The sequence below is a fragment of the Streptomyces sp. NPDC029122 genome (assembly GCF_055569445.1).
The window spans coordinates 1-3,075 of record NZ_JBVHWK010000064.1 but is presented as its reverse complement, the minus strand read 5'-3'; the positions used below and the strand labels follow the sequence as shown (position 1 = coordinate 3,075).

Sequence of the window (3,075 nt, the reverse complement as noted above, 5' to 3'; positions counted from 1 at the left end):
TACTGCAGGGGGGACCCTGTGGGAGAGTAGGACGCCGCCGAACAATCATTGTGGGAAAGCCCCGCACCTTCTGGTGCGGGGCTTTTCTGCGTTCACGGGCTTTTACCGACTGCGAACCGGAGAGCACCTGAAGGAGTTGCTCGCGCCGGGTGCATTGCCGCGCCGGTGACGACCTGCCCGTTCGCAGAGAACCGGTAGTTGCGTGAGGACGCACCGACCTTCCGGTCGCCGACCGGGATGAGGGTGCCGTCCACGATCCACAGCCGCTCGACCGCGTCGGCCGGGCGGGCGGCGGCTCGATGGCCGGCATGCCGCAGCCGCTGGATCACCCGGCAGACGGTCGCCGGCGAGCAGCCGAACAGCGGCGCGAGCTGCCGCATGGTGAGGTTCGTACGGTAATAGAAGGCCATCAGCAGGACTCGGTCTGCCAGTGGCAGCCACCACGGCCGGCTACCAAGGGCTGCCCGTAACGGTGGGGCGTCACCGGGCAGCGGCGTGCAGGTCCCGGATGTACCAGTCGAAGCGTGTGCCGTCCTTGCCGTGCGTGGGCTTGCCGGGGGTGAACCCGGCCCGCTGCGCGACTGCGGCAGATGCGGGATTTTCGGGCTCGACCTGGATCACCGCCTCCGCCCCGCCCTCACTCGCCGCGTACTGGGACGCCAAGAGGACCGCGCGGGTAGCCAGGCCACGCCCCCGCCAGGACGGATAGAGACCGTAGGCGACATTCACCTGGCCGGGCGCCAGACCTTCTCCGGCGAACCGCAAGTCGATCGTGCCCGCGAGCACCTCGTCGGTGCTCATCCGGATGCCGAACGCGCGGAGTGGCCCGGCGGTGTCCCACTGTTCCCGGCAGTGCCGGAAGTACGCTTCGGTCCCCTCGCGCGTGCCGGGACCGCCGTTGAGCCAGCGAACGAGTAGCTCGTCCTCCCCCGCGAGGTGCGCCTCCACGTCGTCCAGGCGCAGGGGGGACAGACTGATGGTCCCGTCGGACAGGTTCACTTCATGCATCGGGTGATTCTTGACGCCAGAGTCGTGCCGCACCATCGGATTCCGCGTGACATCACGCGGCGCTCCGGGCCACAGGAGATGACCTCCGTGTGGGTGGTGTGATCACGGCGTCGGAGCCGTCCTGGTCGTGAGGGTGCGGACCCGGTCCGCGAGGGCCGGCCGTGGAGCCTGCCGCTGGAGGACGTGAACCATCGCCCGGTGGTGGTGAGAGCCGGCTACCGGCCCTGCACAGACGCGCTCACGGGGTACGGGCCGAAAACCGGTCGCGCCCCCAGGGGGTCCGAGCCGAGACTGATGGGCCGATCACTTCGGACAGGAAGAGTGGCCAGCGCTGACGTACAACCGTGACACCCTCCCCTTCCCCGAGAACCGCGTGCCTCCTGTCACCCGCGAGGGCGTTCGGAGCTGGGATGAGTTCGACCCCGCCCGCCACCCGTTCGCCTGGGACGAGGACGAGGAAGCCCAGCTCCGCTCGCTGGTCCGCGAGTGGGTGCCACCCGTGCTCTCCGGCATGGCCGGCTGGTGGCAGGGCGAACGCTGGTGTGAGAGTCAGGTGGACGCGGTCATCCGGGAGCGGTACGGCACCTGGGCCTGGGGGTGGAGCTGGTGCTACCGCTACGGCGGGCCCATCGGTAACTGGGTCAGCGGGCCGAGCTCGGTGACGACCCCCGACGAGACCGCGGCACGCGTCGTAGCCGCACTGCTGGAGTGGCGGGAGTGGCTGGAGCTGACGGCCCAGCGCTTCGTCGAACTGGCCCCGCCGCCGGACGCCTCACCCGAGGATCGGAGTTGGCACCTGGAACGGGCCTGCGTCCGGCTCGTGACCCACACTTTGGACTCGGGCGCGGAGGGCGGCTGGTACGGCCAGGCGTCGATCGTCCTGGGCTGGTTCCTCACCAGCACCGGCATGGACCGAGCCGAAGCCGAGCGAGCGGTGGAGCGCGCGATCGGCGGCAGGTTCCGGAGCTGGGTCTACCCGGAACGGACGTTGATCGAGTCCGTCGGCGAGGACCTGGCTGCCGGCCTCACCGGCCACGCCCCGTACCAGGACCACCGTGAGAGGGAGGCTCTGGAGGATCTCCATGACCGGTACTGACAGCCTTTCGGCCTGGCTGCGCGTGCGCCGTGAGGCCGACTGGCAACGCGCACCGGCCCTGCAGCGGGTCCCGCCCGACCGCGATGGGTTCCGGTCCTGGTGCGAGGGGCCGGTGCGCCGGCGCGATCCGATGCGCGCCGAGCGTCTGCTCGCCGCATACGCATTGGCCCGAGAAGACGCCGCACGCCGCACCCCGCTGGACTTCGCCCTGCTGGCCGGCTGGCAGCGGGCAGTCACCGCTGCACCAACGGCACCGTTCCGCATGAGCGACGCCTACGCGAAGGCCGGCCGCGAGCGCTACGGTCTGACCCCTCGCACGCGAGCCGACTTCGACTCCTGCCTGCACGAGACGACCGATCCGAACATCCCGCTGGCGGCCCGCGCGGCCCGTGCCTACCTCGATGTGGCGTTCTTCCACCCCTTCACCGACGGCAATGCCCGCGCCGCACTGTTGACCTTGGTCCATGTTCTGGCCCGGGAGGAGATCGTCCTTCCTGAGGTCGGTCCTCTCCAGACCACCCGCTACGCGGATGACCCGGCCGGTGCCGCCGACCTTGCCACGCTCATCGGCGTACTCAACCGCCGACGGCACTGAAGCGGCCGGCTGGTGGGCCTGCGGACCCGGCTGAGCGGGGCTCCGGCGTCGTTTTGACACCCTCGCGGGGAGGGTTGTAGAGTTAAACGGTTGCCTCGAACTGGACAAGTTCGGCAGCCACCACTCCACAGAGGATCTCGTTCCGGGTGGAGTGCATTCGACTCTCCATTCGGAAACGTTGAAGCCGGGAAAACCGGTGGAAATCTTCTGATAGAGTCGGAACCGCTGGAAAGGGAAAGCGCGAAAGCGCAGAACCTCGAAAGCGCCGAGGAAATCGGACACGAAAGAGTCTGATAGAGTCGGAAACGCAAGAACGAAGAACAGAACGAAAGCCCGGAGGAAAGCCCGCGAGGGTGAGTACAAAGGAAGCGTCCGT

The 3,075-nt window shown here is 68.7% G+C and carries 3 protein-coding genes and 2 pseudogenes; 3 read left to right on the top strand and 2 right to left on the bottom strand.

The window, feature by feature from the left end; genetic code table 11:
* Positions 1-158 precede the first annotated feature (158 nt).
* Together ACZ4WZ_RS33890 and ACZ4WZ_RS33885 are read right to left on the bottom strand one after the other, a co-directional pair.
* Positions 159-455 (bottom strand): annotated as a pseudogene (locus ACZ4WZ_RS33890) (helix-turn-helix domain-containing protein); the annotation flags it as partial.
* 25 nt (positions 456-480) lie between these two features.
* Positions 481-1,008: a GNAT family N-acetyltransferase gene (locus ACZ4WZ_RS33885; RefSeq protein WP_467896955.1), complete on the bottom strand. Its 528-nt coding sequence runs from the start codon at positions 1,006-1,008 to the stop codon at positions 481-483.
* A gap of 89 nt (positions 1,009-1,097) precedes the next feature.
* Here ACZ4WZ_RS33885 and ACZ4WZ_RS33880 point away from each other — a divergent pair.
* From ACZ4WZ_RS33880 to ACZ4WZ_RS33870, 3 genes and pseudogenes are all read left to right on the top strand, one after another.
* Positions 1,098-1,230, top strand: a pseudogene (locus tag ACZ4WZ_RS33880) (IS5/IS1182 family transposase); the annotation flags it as partial.
* 151 nt (positions 1,231-1,381) lie between these two features.
* Complete coding sequence (locus tag ACZ4WZ_RS33875) at positions 1,382-2,104, top strand: hypothetical protein (RefSeq protein ID WP_467896954.1); 723 nt, start codon at positions 1,382-1,384, stop codon at positions 2,102-2,104.
* Complete coding sequence (locus ACZ4WZ_RS33870; RefSeq protein ID WP_467896952.1) at positions 2,091-2,699, top strand: Fic family protein; 609 nt, start codon at positions 2,091-2,093, stop codon at positions 2,697-2,699. The genes ACZ4WZ_RS33875 and ACZ4WZ_RS33870 overlap by 14 nt, the downstream gene beginning before the upstream one ends.
* Positions 2,700-3,075 lie beyond the last annotated feature (376 nt).